The sequence below is a fragment of the Pseudomonas sp. UBA5568 genome (assembly GCF_002425525.1).
Taxonomy (GTDB): Bacteria; Pseudomonadota; Gammaproteobacteria; order Pseudomonadales; family Pseudomonadaceae; genus Aquipseudomonas; species Aquipseudomonas fulva.
In genome coordinates this window covers 1-17890 of the sequence record NZ_DIMK01000047.1, presented here as the reverse complement: position 1 = coordinate 17890, position 17890 = coordinate 1, and the positions used below count along the sequence as shown (strand labels likewise).

Genomic DNA, 17890 nt, shown 5'->3' with positions numbered 1-17890 from the left:
CGCGCCAATGAATACCAACTCAATATAGGCGCCAACGCTTTGAGGTTTGAGGTTTGAGGTTTGAGGTTTGAGGTTTGAGGTTTGAGGTTGGAAGTTGGAAGTTGGAAGTTTGATTGGGTTTGTGTGGGTATTTGTGGGTATTGATAGAGAGCATAGTCCATTTGCGATGGCGACGCTTAATCACCTTTTCGCCCTTACGGCGAGTTACTTTTTGTCAAACGCCACAAAAAGTAACCAAAAAAGGCTGCGCTCCGTTCATACGGCCCCTACGCTGCGCTTCGGGGTTCCCTCACTCCGGTCTTGCTCCCGGGAGGACCGCGCTGTAGGCCCCATCCTGGGGCCCAGCGCTTGACAGGCATCCATGCCTGTCACCTCCCTCCGCAAGACCTGCGTTCGGCCTTCTGAAGTCGCGAAGATCAAAAGCAAAAGCAAAAGCAAAAGCAAGAGCAAGAGCAAGAGCAAGAGCAAGGGCAAGAGCAAGAGCAAAAGCAAGATCAAGATCGGGATGGGCGTGTTGATCTTGAATTTGAAGTTTCGTTGCGCTCAGTGGTTGCTGCCTCGTAATTGATTATTACAGTGAAGCTTATAAATGGCATGTATATGAAGCGCCCTTTGTAGGAGCGGGCTTGTCCCGCGATGGAGTGCGAAGCGCTCCCTCATCGCCATCCAGGTAGCACGGCATTATAGTTTCCAAGGTTACCGTTGCCTTGCAGTAAACATGTTCCCGAATCTACCCGCGCTGCTCAAACTCGCGCCTAGGCCTTCAGACGCAAGCACCGGCCGGCGGATTGTAAGCAGCGAATGCCAACGCCACCCCATTTTGCTGTTGCTCAAGGCGACGCTGCGCCTTAGACTGCCGCCCCTTGTTGAAGAGTGCCGACTGGCGCTTGAAAAAATTCCGCTGCCGATGCCTAGGCGTCGGCGGCAAACGAATCGCCTAAATGCACCTATTTTCATAGAGAAATCGATGACCAAGGAACAGTTGCTGGCCATGCCGGCCGATGACTACATGAATGCTGAACAGCTGAGCTTCTTCACTCAGCTGCTACAAGCAATGAAAGTCGAGACCCATGAACGCATCGAGCTGAGCCGTGCCACCATCGAAGGCCTGGATACCCCCTCGGATCCTGCCGATGTAGCATCGGTCGAAGAAGAGCGTAGCTGGCTGGTGAATGCCATCGATCGCGATCAGCGCCTGCTTCCCCAACTGGAGATGGCGCTGGACCGTATCGCCGACGAGAGCTTCGGCTGGTGCGACGACAGCGGTGAACCGATCGGTCTCAAGCGTTTGCTGATCAGCCCAACCACCAAATACTGCATCGAAGCACAAGAGCGCCACGAGCAGCTTGATCGCCATCAGCGTCAGGCCTGAGCCGCTCAGGTTGCCAAGCCCCATGGAGCGATTCGTGGGGCTTTTTGCATTTCAGGCATCAAACCGCAACGCCCCATGCAATTCGCCTGGAGCAGTTGCGCAGTAACCGGCAAGCCTGTTAAAACATGGCGTCTCTCTAGGATTTCACTGTTTTCGGATATCCCGCCGATGATAGTGTGTGAGCCGCCATCAGGCTCCAAGGTCATGCACCCATCCGGAATCGCATTTTCATGGGCATGCAATGTCAGACGTTACGCCGGCAGCGCTTGGGCATGGCCCAAGGGTATGTAAGCGACAACAACGCCGGCCGTTAGAGTAAAAAATCCTGCACGCTGCATCGTCAGCGGGCACAGACATGTCGCCCAGCGTTTTATTAATCTCATTGCCTATCGATTTGAAATGGCCGTGCTTCGCGAGCACCTGCGAGGGCGGGTTGTAAACGGTTGAGGATTACTTCATTGGCAGTCAGCACTCTTGATACACACGCGTTGTTCGTCCTTGGCGATTTGCGCGGGAAACTGGCCCAGTTGTTCCAGGGTCGATTCGTCTATGTCACCGAGCAAAACCCCGAAGGCCTCTACATGGCCGAGATCGACACGGAAAGTGCGCTGGTGGTCGACGACAAGCAGCGCCTTGAGTTGAAAGTCGGCGATCATTTTCGTGCCGCCGTGCTGCCCAGCCGCGAAGGCGGCAAGCTGGAAATGCGCTTTCGCGATATCAAGCTCAATGTGTATGGGATAGGCGACTACGCGTTCGTATCGGTCCCGGAAGGCGAGGGGGTCGTACTGCGTGAAGGCCATGGCGTGATGCTGGTGTTTGCCGCCGAGCAGCAAATTCAGGAAGGGCTCGGCAAGCTATTGAAAGCCGTAACCGGCAAGGTTGCTAAATGGCGCAAGGGTGAGCTGACGACGTTCAAGGCAAGCGAGTGACGCTGCCAGAACAAGCGCCTGGATCACGGGAACGCTATCACCGTGAGCACCAGGCGCGCGCCATGGCCGAGGCGCAGCGGCTGCTCGCAGCCCGTGAAGCGATGCGCGGGCGATGGTTGGATTGGGTAGCTGCCCAATTGTATACCCAAGGCCCGCCTCATTACGTCGCCATGGTCAGACGCGCACTGCAGCAGTTGAGTGAGCAACCAGGCTAACTGCGGTCAATTGCCACGGTCCAGACCGCTGCTGACCTCCTCGGGTACCGGCTCTTTGGCCTGACGCTTGCGAAAAAGCCCGGCGCGCGCCAGTAACAACGTAGTCACGGGCACCGTGATCGACAGCAGCACGGGAATCAGCCATGCGTGCAGCACCAGTGACTCTTTCAGCCATGAAAAGTAGATGATCGAGCCAAGCGCGACGCACCAGGCCCCGATGGTCGAGGCCAGCGCTGGGGGGTGCATGCGTTGGAAATAGTCTTTCAGGCGCAGCAGGCCAATTGCACCGATCAGTGCGAAAAGGCTGCCAGCTACCAGCAGTATGGCTGTGATCATTTCAAGCCAGAACGGCAGATTGAGTGCCTCGGTCATTCGATCACCTCACCACGCAGCAGGAACTTGGCCAAGGCGAAGGAGCCAACGAAGCCGAACAATGCAATGAGCAAGGCCCCTTCGAAATAGGTGTCACTGGCATACCTGATGCCCAGTACCAGCATGGTCAGCATTGCCAGAATGTACAGGTAATCCAGGGCCAGAACCCTGTCCTGCGCAGAAGGGCCTCGGAATAGCCGAAGCAGGGTAAGGCACATAGCCAGCGCAAAGATGAACAAGCTGGCGAGAACAGCGTTGGCGAGCAGTCCACTCATTGAAAGATCTCCATCAAGGGACGTTCGTAGACTTCCTTGAAATGCTGGATGAATGCCGCTTCATCATCCAGATCGAATACGTGCAGCAGTAGCACGCTACGGTCCAGGGCCAGTTCCGACCAGATGGTTCCAGGGATCACCGTCGTGATCATGGACAGCGCCGCAAGCCCATGGGGCTCGCGCAGATCCAGGGGAATGTGGACGAAGCCTGAGCGAGGCGGTCGCCTTCCAGCACCCAGAACGCCGCGAGCGACCTGCAGGTTGGACAGGATGACGTCCACCCCAACCCGGCCGATCAGCTTGACGATGACCCAGGGCCGTCGGACGTGGGCATGCTGCGGCCGTAATGGCGCCATCAGCAGCGGAGCCAGTGTCCCCAACACAGCGGCCAGGATGAGGTTACCCGGACTCAGCGAAAGGTTGAGCAACAGCCACAGGCCGAACAGGCATGCCGATAGCAGGGGGGCAGGAAAGAGTCGGCTCATGGCTGCACCTGAACGTCGAGCGAGGTGGGGCCAGGTTTCGGCTGCGCCGCCATGACTGCATCGATATAGGCATCAGGCGCCTGAAGGCTGGCGGCGGTGTCGAGGCTATAACGCAGCAGCGGCTCGGCCTTGAAGCTGAGCAGCATGCACAGGCCCAGCAATATCACGATCGGAAGGCATTCGAAACGCCTGAGCACCGGAGAGGGCCGCTCTTCGGGTTTCCAGAAACGTTGAATGCCGACGCGTCCGAAAGCGATCAGCGATGCCATTCCCGACAAGACCAGCAAGGCCACAAGGCCCCAGCCAGCGGCGCCCAGTGTGTATGGGCTCGGAACCCCCAGACCGTTGGGGTTGAACAGGGCACTGATCAAGTTGAGCTTGGCAACGAAGCCTGAAAGCGGTGGCATGCCGATGATCAGCAGCGCGCAAGCGATGAAGCTCAAGCCCAGAAATGCCATGGTCCATGGAATGACCTGCCCGATGACGGCTTTCTGATTGTCATCGAGGTTGATGCCTTTTGGGGGGTGAAGCGATTCCAGCAAGGCCGGCATGGCGTCTTCTTCCTCGTCCAATGGCAACTCATTGGCAGACCGCGAGCGCTCGATGAGTTCGGCCAGAAGGAACAAGGCGCACAAGGCCAGGGTAGAATTCACCAAGTAGAACAGCGCTGCTCCGGTCAACGCCAATTGTGAGAAGCCCACCGCCCCCAACAAGGTCCCAGCCGATACCAGAATACTCAACGCCGCCATGCGTTCCAGGCGCTGCGCTGCCAGGATCGACACCGCCGCCATGGCCAGGGTCGCCAGGCCTCCGTAAACCAGCCAATCCCCGCCGAAGTGGGCCGATGCCCCCGCTTGCCCGGAGAACAGCAACGTCCATACCCGCAGCACGGCATACAGCCCTACCTTGGTCATGATCGCAAAGAGTGCAGCCACTGGCGCGCTGGCAGACGCATAGGCTGGGACGAGCCAGAAGTTCAAGGGCCAGATGCCTGCTTTGACCAGAAACGCCATGGCGAGGATCGCTGCGCCTGCATGCAGCAAGCCGCGGTCGGCCTCGGGTACGAGCGGAATCTTCAGGGCCAGGTCCGCAAGGCTCAATGTACCCGTCACGCCATACAGCATTGCCGCGCCAATCAGGAACAACGACGACGCGAAAAGGTTGACGGCGATGTAATGCAAGCCGGCCCGCACGCGTGCGCGGCCGGACCCGTGCAGCAGAAGACCGTATGAAGCTGCCAGCAGCACTTCGAAGAACACGAACAGGTTGAACAGGTCTGCCGTCAGGAATGCGCCGTACAGCCCCATCAGCTGGATCTGGAACAGCGCATGAAAACTTGCACCGGCGCCATCCCAGCGTGCCCGTGCGAACAGCAGGGCGCTTAGCCCGATGACGCCGGTCAGGGTCAGCATCAGCGCCGACAGGTGGTCTAATACCAGCACGATGCCGAATGGGGCTGGCCAGTTGCCCGGCAGGTAGACGCCGATCGATTCTGCCTGGCCCTGGGTACGCACCCAGAGCAGCAGGCTGACGGCGATGCCAAGACCGGCGAAGGTCGACAGCAGGTTCAGCCGTGCCTTGATCAATCGATGCTTTTCGCCCAGCAGCAACATGACTGCCGCTGTAATCAACGGCAGCAGGATAGGGGCAACGATCAGTTGGCTCATGCCGCTCATTCCTCACGCTCCCGGCCATCTACGTGGTCGGTGCCGGTCAGGCCGCGCGATGCCAGCAGCACCACGAGGAACAGGGCGGTCATGGCGAAGCTGATGACGATTGCCGTGAGTACCAGGGCCTGTGGCAGCGGATCGGTGTAGTGCAACAGGTCCTGGGTCACGCCTTCCTTGATGATGGGCTCCTTGCCGATGAACAGGCTGCCCATGCTGAAGATGAAAAGGTTGACCCCATAGGAAAGCAGGCACAAGCCCATGATCACCTGATAGGTGCGCGGGCGTAGCACCAACCAGACCCCGGAGGCGGCAAGCACGCCAATGGCCACTGCGATCACTTCTTCCATCAGGCGGCTCCTGCTTTACGGGTCTTGCCTGGACTGGCCGGGCGATAGGCACGTACCGACTGGTGGGCCAGGGCCGTGAGTATCAAAAGGGTCGAGCCGACGACCACGGTGAACACACCGACGTCGAAGAACAATGCGCTTGCCAGATGGATGTCTCCGAGCAGAGGAAGGTGCAGGTGCGCCGTATGGGTGGTCAGGAACGGGTAGCCGAACACGATGGCGCCGCCACCGGTCAAGGTTGCGCAGAGCAGGCCGGTGCCCATCCAGCGCAAGGGCCGCAGGCGCATCTGTGCTTCTACCCACTGGGTGCCTGCGACCATGTATTGCAGGATGAACGCCACCGAAGTCACCAACCCGGCGACGAAGCCGCCGCCTGGCTGATTGTGACCACGCATGAACAGGTACATCGACACCAGCAGCGCGATTGGCAGCAACAGGCGCACCAGTACAGCGGGCACCATCATGAAGCCCAGTGCGGTATCGGCAGCGTGGCGCGGGTTGATCAGGTCGGTGACGACATCTGGTGCCAACTGGCGCTGCTGGGTCGGCAATTGCATGCTTTCCTTGGGTGGGCGGAAGCGACGCAGAAGCGCGAAAACCGTCAACCCCACCGCGACCAGCACGGTGATTTCGCCCAGGGTATCGAAGCTGCGGAAATCCACCAGCATCACATTGACCACATTGGTACCACCACCTTGTGGCAGCGCGCGGCTCAAGTAGAACGATGAGATGTCATTGGGCGTAGGGCGGGTGAGCATGGCGTAGGACAGCACGGCCATCCCTGCGCCAACCAACACCGCCAGTAGCAGATCGCGCAAGCGACGCACGCGGGCGCGGTCGAACCTGCCGGGCAGAGGCGACACACCTTCGATACGACGTGGAAGCCAACGCAGACCAAGAAGGATCAGGACAGTGGTCACCACTTCGACGACCAACTGGGTCAGGGCCAGATCAGGCGCGGAGAACCACACAAAGGTGATACAGGTCATCAAGCCGCACACACTGACCATGGTCAGGGCCGCCAGACGGTGGTACTTGGCTTGGTACGCCGCACCGATCGCACAGGCAATGGCGATCACCCAGAGTGCGACGAATACCCCTGACCCCGGGATCTTGGGCCGTTCGCCCCAGGTCAGGCCACTGTAAAGCATGGGTGTCAGGCCGGCGAGGAAGGCGGCTACCACCAGCATGAACAGCTGCGCCTGCAGGCGCCGGCTGGTAAGCAGGTGCTCGATGCGCCGCGCCATCAGCATCAGCTGCACCTGGCCGTACTCAAAGAGGCGTTTGCCGTCGAATCGGCCCATCACGGGAGGGCAGGGGAAGCGGCCCCGTCGCAGTTGCTTGCGCAACAGCAGGTACAGAACCACGCCGCCACTCATGGCCACAAGGCTCATGATCAAAGGCGCATTCCAACCGTGCCAGATGGCCAGGCTGTACTCGGGTAGCGTACCCCCTACCACCGGCAGTGCCGCAGCGGCCAGCAACGGGCCTACGGACTGGGCGGGGAAAATACCGACCACCAGGCATGTCAGCACCAGCAGCTCGACCGGCGCGCGCATCCAGCGCGGGGGTTCGTGTGGCGTATGCGGCAGGTCTTGGGCGGTGGGGCCGAAGAACACATCGACCGTGAAGCGCAGCGCGTAGGCCACGCTGAAAGTGCCGGCCAGGGTGGCGATCACCGGAAGCATGGCTTCGACCCAGGCGCTGGAAGTGATGAACACGGTTTCGGCGAAGAACATTTCCTTGGACAGGAAGCCGTTCATCAGCGGCACCCCCGCCATGGAGGCGCTGGCGACCATGGCCAGAGTGGCTGTGTAGGGAACCAGCCGGACCAGGCCGCTCAGGCGCCGGATGTCACGCGTACCACTTTCGTGGTCGATGATGCCAGCGGCCATGAACAACGACGCCTTGAAGGTTGCATGGTTAAGAATGTGGAAGACCGCCGCGACGGCGGCCAGCGAGCTGTTCAGGCCCAGCAACAGCGTGATGAGGCCCAGATGGCTGATGGTCGAGTAGGCCAGGAGGCCTTTGAGGTCATTCTGGAACATCGCTGCAAAAGCACCGAGCAGCAGCGTCAGCGCACCAGCACCCCCGACGATCCAGAACCATTCGTCGGTACCCGACAGCACTGGCCACATGCGCGCCAGCAAAAATACGCCGGCCTTGACCATGGTTGCCGAATGCAAATACGCCGACACCGGCGTGGGTGCTGCCATGGCATGCGGTAGCCAGAAATGGAAGGGAAATTGCGCGCTTTTGCTCAGGGCGCCGATCAGGATCAGGGGCAACAGCACTGGGTAAAGCGCATGCTGGCGTATGGTGTCACCTGCAGCCAGGACCTTGTCCAGGTCATAGCTGCCCACCACATGGCCGAGCAGCAGCGCCCCCACCAGCAGGCACAAGCCTCCGGCACCGGTAACCATCAGCGCCATGTAGGCGCCACGGCGCGCGTCGGCCCGATGATGCCAGTAGCCGATCAAGAGGAAGGAGAAGAGGCTGGTGAGCTCCCAGAAAAACACCAGTTGTAAAAGGTTGCCAGACAGTACCAGCCCCAGCATTGCGCCCATGAATGCAAGGAAAAACGCAAAAAATCGCGGCACCGGGTCCTGTGGCGACATGTAGTAGCGCGCGTACAGAGACACCAACGTACCGATGCCCAGCACCAGCAGTGAGAACAGCCAGGCAAAGCCGTCCATGCGCAGCACGAAGTTGAGCCCGAGGCTGGGCAGCCACAGGAATTCTTCACGGATGACACCGCCATGGGCCACCTGTGGATAGAGAAGTGCTACCTGGACGGTGCCGACCAAGGCCACGAGCCCGGCGAGTATGGACTCGGCGTTACGTGCGTTGTGCGGCAGCGCGGCTGCCAGCAAACTGCCCACGAACGGCAGAAGCAATAGCACTATCAAAGACATAGAGTTCTATTCTGAGAGGTTTTCCAAGGATCATACGTGCCGGACGGGTCATCGACCAACACACAACCTGTCGCAGAATCATACAAAAGGGCTGTGACAGGCTGTTTTTTTATAACAGTTTTTTACAAAGGACAGTCGGACCTTTAGAGACCGGTCTTGAGTTGACGTTCATTCTGTGCAAGTTCGGTATCGGCAGGTTCTGGCCTGCGGCGTACTCGCAACTCGCTGATGACCACGGCGATGACGATCAGCAGGCCGCCCAACAGTGCCAATCCCGGCAGGCGTTCTCCCGCTATCCGTCCGACCAGGCCGGCCCAGACTGGCTCACCGGCGTAGATCAGCGTAGCCCGTGTGGGTGATACCGATTTCTGTGCCCAATTCATCGCCACTTGGATCACCGCGCTCATCAGGCCCAAGCCAATCGCACTGCTCAGCAAAAGCCAGGAGAAGTCGGGTACCGATTCCTGGGTAGGCAGCATCATCATGAATGCCAGCACCGAGGCCGTTGCCAGTTGCACCACGGTAACGCGGCGAACGTCGACACGCCCGGCAAAGCGACTGATCAGAATGATTTCGCCCGCGATGGCGACGGCGCTGACCAGTGTAACCAGCTCGCCTTCGCTCATGTGCAGGCTACCGGCCTGCGGGCCGGCCAGCAGCATCAGCCCAACGAAAGCCAGGCCGATCCCAAGGCTGGGCATCAGGCCCGGGCGCCGGCCCAGTATCAGCCATTGCAGCAGGGGTACGAAGGGCACGTAAAGCGCCGTGATGAACGCCGACTGGCTGCTGCTGATCGTCTGCAGGCCCATGGTTTGCAAGCCGTAGCCCAACATAATCAGCACGCCAATCGACAGGCCTGCCTTGAGTTCGACAAGGGTCAACCCTGGCAAGGCGCGCGCCGAGACCATGCCGACGAACAGGGCGGCCGCGGCGAAGCGCAGACCCACGAAGAACATGGGGCCGCTGACGGCCATCACGTTGTGTACCAGCAGGAAGGTGCCGCCCCAAAGCATGGTGATGAACACCAGCACCCACTCGGCTTTGCTGAGACGGAACGTAAGGGTGGGGCGTTGCGGGCGTGACTGATTCATGCGGTTGCAGGCTCGTAGGACAGGGCGCACAATCGGCGCAAAGTGGGCAGTATACTGCGCAACAACTAAGGATGAGCAATATAGTGCACAACGACGCTTCGCATCGCGCTTCGGTGCTGCAACACGTGAGCTTGAACGTTCGCAGTCTGCGTAACGCTGCTGGCATCAGCCAGGCAACCTTGGCCGAGCGGTCAGGTGTGAGTCGTCGCATGCTGGTGGCGATTGAGGCGGGCGAAAAAAATGTCAGCCTAACCACGCTCGACCTCATCGCCGAGGCACTCGGGGTGGCGTTCAGTACATTGATCCAGGCGCCTGACCAGCGTAACCCTGGTCGTATCGAAGAGTTGGCCTGGGCGGGTGAACATCCGCAAAGCCGGGCCATCCTGCTGGCAAGCAGCATGGCCCGTCGTGAAGTCGAGCTGTGGGAATGGACGCTGGCGGTCGGCGAGCACTATCGCAGCGAGGCGGATGCCGAAGGCTGGAGCGAGCAGATCTACGTGGTCGAAGGTGTACTGACGCTGATCATCGAGGGTGTCGAGCACCGACTCGAGCAGGGCCGCTTTCACGTATTCGCCAGCAATTGCCGTTACGCCTATCGCAACGATGGCGCGACGGCAGTGAAGTTCGTGCGCAACGTTGTAATCTGAGGGCCGTACTGGCCGAAAGCCGCTCAGGTGCGACCGGCAGTCTCTTCGAGCAGTGCATCAGTGCTGCGCACCGAGGCATAGGCGAACGCCAGGGCCGCCATCGATGCGTCATGCACCTGTGCAGCAGGTACCCATTTCCCGTTGAACTCCAGGGCCAGGGTGGCGCAGGCATCATGGGCGACCGTGACGACATACCCGAGGTCGGCTGCTGCGCGCACCGCCGCATCGATGCACATGTGGCTCATGCTGCCCACGACGGTCAGCGACTTGATACCCTGGCGTTCGAGCGTCGGCGCAAGATCGGTCGAGAGAAAAGCGTTGACCTTGTGCTTGAGAATCACAGCCTCTCCAGGTAACGGGTGAACACTCGGGTGAATGGCTGCGCCCGAAGAGCCTGGGGCAAAGAAGGGAGCGTCGGCGCTGTCGAACTCGTGGCGTACGTGCACGACGAAGTCTTTCGCATCGCGCGCAGCCTGGAGCAGGCGGGCCGCATTTTCAGCGGCGCGCTCGGCGCCCTCCAGTGGCCACCTTCCGCCTGGGAAATAGTCGTTCTGGATATCGATGATGATCAGTGCATGGGTGCTCATGTTGCCTCCAAGGGCAGTGGTTTTGGCGGTTGCTTAGTTATAGGCTGTCGCGCGATAGGCGTGAATCGGCGCGAAAGACACTATGCGGGGCAAAACTGACATGGCTCGTTTTCTGGAGATTGGCCTGCTTCGCTATCCCGATGCACAAGAGGCAGCGATCCACGGCCTGCAAGACCTGTTCGCCGTGGCTAACCGCATGGCTGACACCTTGGGTGCGGCCCAGGCGCCTCGTGTACGTATCAGCGTATGGCGTGTGGGTGCGCAGGGGGAGCTGCTGGCTGAGCCCCCACTAGGGGATGCCAGTGATGCTCGACTGCGTGTTCTGATCATCCCGCCAAGCCTGCATGCCATTCCCGACGACGCCTGCTTGGTTCGCCATCGTTCGGCTTTGTGCCGATTGCATCAGGAGGGCACCGTACTGGCCTGCGTGTGCATCGGGGTATTCTTCATTGCGGCCTGTGGTCTGCTGGATGGACGCACTGCATGCGCTCACCGCAATCATGTGCAGATACTCGAGGCGCGTTACCCGCACACCAGGGCCGAGGTTCAACAGGCGTTGCTCGATGACGGCGATATCGTCAGCTCCGCTGGCCTGATGGCATGGACCACTTTGGGCCTGTGCCTGGTGCAGCGCTTCATGGGCAATACCGTTGCAGCCGACACCGCGAACTTCCTGGCAGTAGAACCGGTACCTGACGCTTTGCCCGGTACTCGCCTCAACCCGTTGCTCGATCATGGCGATGAAGCCGTCCTGAAGGTTCAGCACTGGTTACAAGCTACAGGCGCACGCACGGCGGACCTCGCAGCGATGGCGGCGTGCGCCTGCCTGGAACCACGCACGTTCTTGAGGCGGTTTCGCTTGGCCACAGCGTTGCGCCCTACCGAGTACTGTCAGCAGATAAGGGTGTGCCGGGCAGCACGTCTGCTGGAGTTCACGCGCAGGACAGTCGACCAGATCGCCTGGGATGTGGGTTATCGGGACGCGGGGGCGTTTCGCAAGGTCTTTCAGCGCGCTACAGGTGTCACCCCCAGTGCGTTTCGGCGGCAGGTGGTGGCACCACAGCCTGGAGGGCAGGTTGAAATGGATAGCGAACCTCTTGACCTCGAGATTGGTTGAGGTTTTAACCTTCCGGGCATTGCGATGTGTATCCCTTGTCAGGAGGTTGTTGATGTCAGGAAGTGTCCCTGCCATCTGGTACACCCAGATGATCGAATATCGGGTCGCCGTCGTCTTTCAGCAGGCATTGGCCCAGGCACTGGTGCTGCGCAGTGAGTCATTGGCAGCAGGCTGTGAAGACCTGCGGGCGGTCAGTGTCCAGGCCAGCGAAGATGGCTGCCGTGTGTTGCAGTCGCTGCAGTGGACCAACCGGGAGGCCGGTGAGGCGGCCATCGAGCAAGTGCTGGACGGGTCGTTTCTGAGCATGCTCCAGCAGTATCATGCCAGCGCCGTGAACTTCACTGCCTTCACGGCGCTGCGGAGTCTGGCTCGCCATCCTGACGGAGCGTTGTACTGCCAGATGGTGTGAGCTTCATGCGTACCAGGGCGCGTAGTGGGGATAGCGGTCCAGGCGAGCACCAATGACCATTTCGCTGATCCATGCCGCCAGCAGTGCGCTGTAGGCCTTCTGGCTTTCTTCGGTGGACAGGCCGTGGTCGGCGCCGTCGACGATCCGGTGGGTGAGCGAGTGGGCACTGCTGAAGGCTGAGCGGTAACTCATCAGCGTGCTGTGGGGTACGTAATCATCGTGCTCGGACTCCACCAGCAGAACATCGCCGCCAAACCCGGCGCAAGCAGCCAGTGCGCGGTTGTCAGATGGCGCCAGGGGGCGACGGCGATAGTCATTGAGCCGTTGTCGGTCCAGGGACTGCTTGGGCGTATTCCACTCCTCGTCCCAGTACATGGCCGGTACCCGCAGGGCCAGCCAGCGGACCGGGCGCATTGATGTCAACAAGGTGGCCAGGTAGCCGCCGTAGCTGCTGCCGATCACGGCGATGGCGTTGGCGTCCACGGTGGGGTGACTGACCAGCCGGTCGTAGGCCGTCAGCAGGTCCTGCAGATTCTGCTCTCGCGTCACTGTCAGACGCTGACTTTGGGTTTTTTCATGGCCACGAAGATCGAAGGTCATGCAGACGCAGCCAAGTCCTGTGATGTGCCGCGCCCTGGCAAGATCGCGTTGCTGGCTACCGCCCCAGCCGTGGACGAACAGGATGCCGGGGATTTTGCTGCCGGGGCTGACCAGGGTCGCGCAGATGGTATCCCCGTTCACCGGCAACTCGATCGTCTCACTCTGAATGGCCAACGTGTCGGAGCTGCGCGTATTTGGTGAGTTGTCCGAGTTCACTGTCATTTCCTTGATAAAAGAGAGTAGCGTGCGCGGGTAGCGCGAGCGTGCCAAACACTTCGTGGGTGCTAGCGCGCACTCGACTGACCAGGCCGTTGGCAGCGAATGCCTGCAGGGCGAGCAATTCGGCGCTGCTGGCACCGCCCATCCGCCAGGATTGCTCCAGCACGCCACTGCGGATCTGACCTTTGGTGTCGGTGCCGCGGGCAATGTCATAATTGCGGCGTGAGGCGATGAAGCCAGGTAAGTGTCGTTCGGCAGCCTGGTCATAAGCCATTGCCTGCTCGATCGCCAGGCGAACGCTGTCTTCCAAGGGCTCGCCCAGCAGAGACGCAAAGTCTCCTCGTACGAAGGTCAGGTCAGAGCCGCCGTACACCTCGATACCTTGGTGATCCTGGGTCAGTTGTTGTGTGCCGTAATAGCTGCACACCAATCCTGCAACCCGTACCTGGCCGACGCTGAACGTCTCGACGTTGTTCAAGTTCTGCTCCAGCACCAGGCCCCAGGTCATGAGTTCTTCGTCATCCACTGAACAGAGCAGGGGTTCGAATTCCTCAAGCGTAGAAAACACCACTTGCCCTCGACCCGCGCATGCGCGCACGGGTTTGAGTCGTGCGGGCCCCTCCACCAAAAGTAGTTGAGCCGCGCGCCGTGCGGTGGCCTTGTCAAACACGGTGTAGCCCTTGAGCAGCGCCTCGCACGCCTGCCGCGCAAATGCTTCAGGCCAGTCAGGCTTCGGTGGAGCACCTGGCGGCAGAGGATGCGAAATGGCTTTGGTGGCCATGAAGGGGTGGGCGACGGCACCGCCGAAAAAGTCGGCCTCGCTCTCTATGCCAAGGGCTGTCAGATGGGCCGGGTCAACCAACGGCTGTGTGAGCATGTAGTAATAGGAGGCGTGCGCTTCTGGCGGTCCGTTCAGGTCAACCACGGGGCAACCCAGCAGCTGTGCGAAGCCTTCCGATAGCTTGCGGTAGACGGCGTGCTCGTGATCGGGGGTATGGGGGCGAGTGTCGAGTATCACGACGCCTTGTTTGTGCTGACAGGCATTGGGCATGGCGATCCGCCTTGCAGGGAGACTGTACTGCCTCTGAATCCGGGACCTTGGTTAAGTTCAGCATGGCAGGATCGGCGGTACAGTCCGGCGTAGGACCTTTCCCAGAGGCGTGTAGCCCAGCAATTGCTGATTGCAGTACGCGGGTAGCTATTCCATCATCAATTGCTCAGGCATAACCGATGTCGCCACAGAAAAGGGCATGATCGTGCACACCACTCCCCAACAGACCACGGCCCAGCGTCTTGCCGCGATGCGTGCGACCATGGCCGCAGAAGGGCTTGATGCCCTGCTGGTTCCATCGGCCGACCCTCATCTTTCCGAGTATCTGCCAGGGTATTGGCAAGGTCGCCAATGGCTGTCGGGCTTCACCGGTTCGGTTGGCACCCTGGTCATCACCCAGCAGTTTGCCGGGCTATGGGTCGATAGCCGCTATTGGGAGCAAGCTGAGCGAGAGCTGGCAGGTAGCGGCATCGAATTGATGAAATTGTCACCCGGGCAGCCGGGCGCGCTGGACTGGTTGGCTGAACAGGTTCAACCACAAGGTTGCGCGGGTGTGGATGGTCGTGCGATGGCCTTGGCTTCGGCGCGCCAATTGCGAGAGCGCCTTGGCCAACGAGGCGCAAGGCTGGTGACTGACCAGGATCTGCTGGGCCGCGTCTGGAGCGACCGGCCGGCGCTACCGTCCAGCCCGGTGTACTCACATCTTGCGCCATACGCGGTGGTGGGCCGTGCGCAGAAGCTGGCACGGGTGCGGCAGGCGATGCAGGCTAAAGGCGCGGACAGTCATTTCATCGCCACCTTGGATGACATTGCCTGGTTGTTCAACTTGCGCGGCAGTGATGTGTCCTACAATCCGGTGTTTCTGGCGTTTGCCCTGATCGATGCGCAGCGTGCGCAGCTTTTCATCGCCTCGGCAAAAGTCGATGAGCCCCTGCGTCAGGCGCTGCGCCAGGATGGCATCGAAGTACGAGACTACAGCGAGGCCGTCCGCGCGCTTGGTCAACTGTCACCTGGAAATCGCTTGTTGGTGGACCCGGCGCGGGTGACGTGCGGATTGCTTGAGCCGCTTGCAGAAGGCGTAGTGCTCGTGGAAGGCCCGAATCCCAGCACCCTGAGCAAGGCGTGCAAGGCTGAAGGCGAGCTTGAGCATGTTCGTCGGGCGATGGAACAGGACGGCGCCGCCTTGTGTGAGTTTTTCGCCTGGTTTGAAGAAGCGCGAGGGAGCCAGGTGGTGACCGAGCTGACCGTCGATGAGCAACTCACTGCGGCGCGCGCCCGGCGGCCGGGCTTCGTCTCACTGAGTTTCTCGACCATTGCGGCGTTCAATGCCAATGGTGCGATGCCCCACTACCGGGCCACCGATCAGTCACACGCGGTGATCGAGGGCGACGGCCTGCTGCTCATCGACTCAGGCGGCCAATACCTCGGTGGGACGACGGATATCACGCGTATGGTCCCCATCGGGCAACCGAGCGATTTGCAGAAGCTCGACTGTACCCGTGTGCTCAAGGGCATGATTGCGCTGTCGCGGGCGACCTTCCCGCGTGGCGTGTTGTCGCCCATGCTTGATGCCATAGCCCGTGCGCCAATCTGGGCCGACCAGGTCGATTACGGCCACGGCACAGGCCATGGCGTGGGCTATTTCCTCAATGTTCATGAAGGGCCCCAGGTGGTCGCCTATCTGGCAGCGCCCACGCCCCAGACCGCCATGCAGGAAGGCATGATCAGCTCAATCGAGCCTGGCACCTACCGCCCTGGGCAATGGGGGGTACGTATTGAAAACCTGGTAGCCGCGCGAAGCGTCGGGCGCAGTGCATTCGGTGAATTTCTCGATTTCGAGACGTTGACGCTGTGCCCCATTGATACGCGTTGTCTGTTGTTGGAGCGGCTGACTGAGCAAGAGGTCTGCTGGCTCAATGCGTACCACTCCACGGTGCGAGAGCGATTGGCTCCGCTCCTGGAAGGAAAGGCGCTGGCCTGGCTGCTGTCACGTACCGTGGCGATTTAGTGGATGAGGGCAGCCATCAGGCTGCCCCGGTCATTTGCAAATGACGATCATGCTGCGGCTGGTGTAGCCGGCAGGGTTGATGCCGAATAGATAATCGCCGTCCTCTTCGTCGCTGTCGCCTGAGCGGGCGACGACGCGGTACCCGCGGGTGGTGCAGGCGCTCGCGGCCTTGCTGTAGCAGTTGTCCCATGAAGAAGACAGGCCAGAGCAATTGATATGCAGGCCTTTCTTGCCCCGTTTGACCTCGGTCTTAGCCGTGGCGGCACATCCAGCAATAGCCAAGATGGCTAGGATGAGCAAAATACGTTTCATTCCTGTCCTTAAATGCAGGACGGATCAGCTGGCTGGGTCCGTCGTTTTCGCTCGGGTTCGTCCTGAAGAGTACAGCGTCCCTATTCGACTGCGCTGGGACAGCTTAATCAGCGAGCGGTGACGCCACAACACCCACGCAGCCTCCGATGAAAGTTTTTCCCTGTCAATCCGCAACTATCGCGGGTCCTGGGCCATGGCGCATGGACAGAGTCGTGCCTACGGAGGCCGCGATGATTGCGCCGATGGCGAGCCATTGCGTAAATGACAGCACTTCGCCCAGGAACAGCAGCCCGGACAAGGCGCCGAAGGCAGGCTCGATGCTCATCAGGGTACCGAAGGTGCGCGCGGGCATGCGCGTGAGCGCAACCATTTCCAGGCTATAGGGAAGGGCGGTAGACAATACCGCCACAGCGATCGCCATGGGGATGACCGCGGGCGTCAGCAGCAGGCTACCGGCATGCACGATGCCAATCGGTGCGATGAACAGTGCTGCGACCAGCACCCCCAGCGCTGCGCTTTGCACGCCATGTTCAGCACCAGCCCGTTGGCCGAAGACTATATAGAGTGCCCAGCAAGCCCCCGCGCCGATTGCGTAGCAGGCGCCCAGTGGGTCCAGCGCCTCTCCGCCATGGCCTGCGGGCAGCAACATCAGTAGACCGAAAATGGCCAGCGCGATCCAGATGAAGTCGATCGCGCGGCGTGAGGCAAATATTGCCACTGCCAGTGGTCCGGTGAACTCGAGGGCCACCGCGATGCCAATCGGCACCGTCTGCAAGGACATATAGAAGAGGAAATTCATGCCGCCGAGCGCTAAGCCATAGATCACGACGTTGCGCAGGGTGCGAGTATTGAAGCGCGCCCGCCATGGCCTTAAGAGTGCAATCATGATCAGGCTGGCGAAAATCAGGCGCAGTGAGGTCGTGCCTTGTGCGCCAATGAGCGGGAACATGCTTTTGGCGATTGAAGCGCCGGTCTGAATCGATGCCATGGCGATGAGCAGCAGGCCTATTGGGAATAGCACCGAAGCCAGGCTGCGAGGCGGTTTTGTCATGAGGGCGAATTACCTGAGGGTGTTTTTTGCGCACTATAGTGCGCAATGGTGAGAGAGACAGCAACAGCGCGTTGGGCGTTCCCTTGAAATGACATCCGGAGAAGATTAATGCTTGACGCTTAGAAATTAGTGTCTATAATTCGCCCCACTCCAGCGCAGTCGGGCATCAACTTGACGCGCTGGACGACTGCAAGCCTTTGAAGTTGAACGAGTTTCTC

19 protein-coding genes are annotated in these 17890 nt (G+C 60.3%); 7 read left to right on the top strand and 12 right to left on the bottom strand.

Features of this window, described 5'->3' with window-relative positions; genetic code table 11:
- The first annotated feature begins 967 nt into the window (after positions 1-967).
- The 3 genes from B2S33_RS14880 to B2S33_RS14870 all read left to right on the top strand — a co-directional run bounded on the left by B2S33_RS14880 (position 968) and on the right by B2S33_RS14870 (position 2516).
- On the top strand, positions 968-1372 hold the full coding sequence (locus B2S33_RS14880; protein WP_023534004.1) for a TraR/DksA family transcriptional regulator: 405 nt from the start codon (positions 968-970) through the stop codon (positions 1370-1372).
- Between the two features lie 458 nt (positions 1373-1830).
- Positions 1831-2301, top strand: a complete 471-nt coding sequence (locus B2S33_RS14875) for a hypothetical protein (RefSeq protein ID WP_027915746.1) — start codon at positions 1831-1833, stop codon at positions 2299-2301.
- Positions 2298-2516: a hypothetical protein gene (locus B2S33_RS14870; RefSeq protein WP_027915745.1), complete on the top strand. Its 219-nt coding sequence runs from the start codon at positions 2298-2300 to the stop codon at positions 2514-2516. Before B2S33_RS14875 ends, B2S33_RS14870 begins: the two co-directional genes overlap by 4 nt.
- A gap of 6 nt (positions 2517-2522) precedes the next feature.
- Here the strand turns inward: B2S33_RS14870 and B2S33_RS14865 are convergent, their stop codons facing one another.
- The 7 genes from B2S33_RS14865 to B2S33_RS14835 form a co-directional block, all read right to left on the bottom strand.
- Positions 2523-2888, bottom strand: coding sequence for a Na+/H+ antiporter subunit G (locus tag B2S33_RS14865; RefSeq protein WP_027915744.1), 366 nt, complete (start codon positions 2886-2888; stop codon positions 2523-2525).
- Entirely contained in the window at positions 2885-3163 is a 279-nt protein-coding gene (locus B2S33_RS14860; protein ID WP_027915743.1) for a K+/H+ antiporter subunit F, read from the bottom strand. The genes B2S33_RS14865 and B2S33_RS14860 overlap by 4 nt, the downstream gene beginning before the upstream one ends.
- Positions 3160-3648 carry a Na+/H+ antiporter subunit E gene (locus tag B2S33_RS14855; protein ID WP_028687295.1) on the bottom strand — a complete coding sequence of 163 codons (489 nt, stop codon included), beginning with the start codon at positions 3646-3648 and terminating at the stop codon, positions 3160-3162. The genes B2S33_RS14860 and B2S33_RS14855 overlap by 4 nt, the downstream gene beginning before the upstream one ends.
- Positions 3645-5324, bottom strand: a complete 1680-nt coding sequence (locus tag B2S33_RS14850; RefSeq protein ID WP_028687294.1) for a monovalent cation/H+ antiporter subunit D — start codon at positions 5322-5324, stop codon at positions 3645-3647. Before B2S33_RS14850 ends, B2S33_RS14855 begins: the two co-directional genes overlap by 4 nt.
- Positions 5321-5665 carry a Na+/H+ antiporter subunit C gene (locus B2S33_RS14845; RefSeq protein ID WP_023534014.1) on the bottom strand — a complete coding sequence of 115 codons (345 nt, stop codon included), beginning with the start codon at positions 5663-5665 and terminating at the stop codon, positions 5321-5323. Before B2S33_RS14845 ends, B2S33_RS14850 begins: the two co-directional genes overlap by 4 nt.
- Complete coding sequence (locus B2S33_RS14840; protein ID WP_288650580.1) at positions 5665-8580, bottom strand: monovalent cation/H+ antiporter subunit A; 2916 nt, start codon at positions 8578-8580, stop codon at positions 5665-5667. Before B2S33_RS14840 ends, B2S33_RS14845 begins: the two co-directional genes overlap by 1 nt.
- Positions 8581-8723: 143 nt before the next feature.
- Positions 8724-9671: a DMT family transporter gene (locus tag B2S33_RS14835; RefSeq protein WP_288650578.1), complete on the bottom strand. Its 948-nt coding sequence runs from the start codon at positions 9669-9671 to the stop codon at positions 8724-8726.
- 83 nt (positions 9672-9754) lie between these two features.
- On the opposite strand from B2S33_RS14835, the gene B2S33_RS14830 reads away from it, so the two are divergent.
- On the top strand, positions 9755-10318 hold the full coding sequence (locus tag B2S33_RS14830; RefSeq protein ID WP_088523839.1) for a helix-turn-helix domain-containing protein: 564 nt from the start codon (positions 9755-9757) through the stop codon (positions 10316-10318).
- A 23-nt stretch (positions 10319-10341) separates the two neighbouring features.
- Here B2S33_RS14830 and B2S33_RS14825 read toward each other — a convergent pair whose 3' ends face one another.
- Complete coding sequence (locus tag B2S33_RS14825; RefSeq protein ID WP_197874801.1) at positions 10342-10905, bottom strand: cysteine hydrolase family protein; 564 nt, start codon at positions 10903-10905, stop codon at positions 10342-10344.
- An 82-nt stretch (positions 10906-10987) separates the two neighbouring features.
- On the opposite strand from B2S33_RS14825, the gene B2S33_RS14820 reads away from it, so the two are divergent.
- Both B2S33_RS14820 and B2S33_RS14815 read left to right on the top strand, forming a co-directional pair.
- Positions 10988-12022 carry a GlxA family transcriptional regulator gene (locus B2S33_RS14820; RefSeq protein WP_288650577.1) on the top strand — a complete coding sequence of 345 codons (1035 nt, stop codon included), beginning with the start codon at positions 10988-10990 and terminating at the stop codon, positions 12020-12022.
- A 52-nt stretch (positions 12023-12074) separates the two neighbouring features.
- On the top strand, positions 12075-12431 hold the full coding sequence (locus tag B2S33_RS14815) for a hypothetical protein (RefSeq protein WP_049696277.1): 357 nt from the start codon (positions 12075-12077) through the stop codon (positions 12429-12431).
- A gap of 3 nt (positions 12432-12434) precedes the next feature.
- On the opposite strand, the gene B2S33_RS14810 is transcribed toward B2S33_RS14815, so the two are convergent.
- A complete protein-coding gene (locus B2S33_RS14810) occupies positions 12435-13205 on the bottom strand; it encodes an alpha/beta hydrolase family protein (RefSeq protein ID WP_027915734.1) in 771 nt (256 codons plus the stop codon).
- Positions 13189-14307: a DUF3182 family protein gene (locus B2S33_RS14805; protein WP_288650581.1), complete on the bottom strand. Its 1119-nt coding sequence runs from the start codon at positions 14305-14307 to the stop codon at positions 13189-13191. Before B2S33_RS14805 ends, B2S33_RS14810 begins: the two co-directional genes overlap by 17 nt.
- A gap of 193 nt (positions 14308-14500) precedes the next feature.
- Here B2S33_RS14805 and B2S33_RS14800 point away from each other — a divergent pair, with 193 nt between their 5' ends.
- Positions 14501-16309, top strand: a complete 1809-nt coding sequence (locus B2S33_RS14800) for an aminopeptidase P family protein (protein WP_288650576.1) — start codon at positions 14501-14503, stop codon at positions 16307-16309.
- 30 nt (positions 16310-16339) lie between these two features.
- On the opposite strand, the gene B2S33_RS14795 is transcribed toward B2S33_RS14800, so the two are convergent.
- Both B2S33_RS14795 and rhtA read right to left on the bottom strand, forming a co-directional pair.
- A complete protein-coding gene (locus tag B2S33_RS14795) occupies positions 16340-16621 on the bottom strand; it encodes a hypothetical protein (RefSeq protein ID WP_023534016.1) in 282 nt (93 codons plus the stop codon).
- Between the two features lie 163 nt (positions 16622-16784).
- Positions 16785-17672 (bottom strand): threonine/homoserine exporter RhtA, encoded by an 888-nt coding sequence (gene rhtA, locus B2S33_RS14790; RefSeq protein WP_027915731.1) that lies wholly within the window; start codon positions 17670-17672, stop codon positions 16785-16787.
- Positions 17673-17890 lie beyond the last annotated feature (218 nt).

Bases quoted from the DNA above. Each gene is read 5' to 3' on its own strand.
- B2S33_RS14850 (WP_028687294.1), bottom strand. From the start codon at position 5,324: ATGAGCGGCATGAGCCAACTGATCGTTGCCCCTATCCTGCTGCCGTTG.
- B2S33_RS14795 (WP_023534016.1), bottom strand. From the start codon at position 16,621: ATGAAACGTATTTTGCTCATCCTAGCCATCTTGGCTATTGCTGGATGT.
- B2S33_RS14845 (WP_023534014.1), bottom strand. From the start codon at position 5,665: ATGGAAGAAGTGATCGCAGTGGCCATTGGCGTGCTTGCCGCCTCCGGG.
- B2S33_RS14855 (WP_028687295.1), bottom strand. From the start codon at position 3,648: ATGAGCCGACTCTTTCCTGCCCCCCTGCTATCGGCATGCCTGTTCGGC.
- B2S33_RS14835 (WP_288650578.1), bottom strand. From the start codon at position 9,671: ATGAATCAGTCACGCCCGCAACGCCCCACCCTTACGTTCCGTCTCAGC.
- B2S33_RS14800 (WP_288650576.1), top strand. From the start codon at position 14,501: ATGATCGTGCACACCACTCCCCAACAGACCACGGCCCAGCGTCTTGCC.
- B2S33_RS14825 (WP_197874801.1), bottom strand. From the start codon at position 10,905: ATGAGCACCCATGCACTGATCATCATCGATATCCAGAACGACTATTTC.
- B2S33_RS14865 (WP_027915744.1), bottom strand. From the start codon at position 2,888: ATGACCGAGGCACTCAATCTGCCGTTCTGGCTTGAAATGATCACAGCC.
- B2S33_RS14860 (WP_027915743.1), bottom strand. From the start codon at position 3,163: ATGAGTGGACTGCTCGCCAACGCTGTTCTCGCCAGCTTGTTCATCTTT.
- B2S33_RS14815 (WP_049696277.1), top strand. From the start codon at position 12,075: ATGTCAGGAAGTGTCCCTGCCATCTGGTACACCCAGATGATCGAATAT.
- B2S33_RS14880 (WP_023534004.1), top strand. From the start codon at position 968: ATGACCAAGGAACAGTTGCTGGCCATGCCGGCCGATGACTACATGAAT.
- B2S33_RS14820 (WP_288650577.1), top strand. From the start codon at position 10,988: ATGCGGGGCAAAACTGACATGGCTCGTTTTCTGGAGATTGGCCTGCTT.
- B2S33_RS14840 (WP_288650580.1), bottom strand. From the start codon at position 8,580: ATGTCTTTGATAGTGCTATTGCTTCTGCCGTTCGTGGGCAGTTTGCTG.
- rhtA (WP_027915731.1), bottom strand. From the start codon at position 17,672: ATGACAAAACCGCCTCGCAGCCTGGCTTCGGTGCTATTCCCAATAGGC.